The 243-nt window shown below is 56.4% G+C and carries 1 protein-coding gene; it reads right to left on the reverse strand.

From position 1 onward, the window contains the following. The coding region (locus ACPYOG_RS20375) for an enoyl-CoA hydratase-related protein (protein WP_481295895.1) at nt 1-195 on the reverse strand (195 nt) is incomplete at its 3' end. Nucleotides 196-243 lie beyond the last annotated feature (48 nt).

The raw sequence follows: 243 nt of genomic DNA on the forward strand, positions 1-243 counted from the left end.
ATGCTGGTGTTCGGAAAGATCCAGTCCTGCGCAGAAGTGATTGCCGTTGCCGGCTATCACCACCGCGCGCACGTCGTCGGTGAGGCGGTCAACGGCTTTGCGCAGGCTATCGAAGATGCGTTGCGAGAAGGAATTCCGCTTCTCCTCGCGGTTCAAGGTGATGATCGCTGTCCTGCCCTGAACCTCGTAGGTCACGACATCATTGGAGGGTGCACTCATTGGGTATTCTCCAGCTTTATGGAT

This window comes from Leifsonia sp. HAY1-4F (assembly GCF_056755275.1).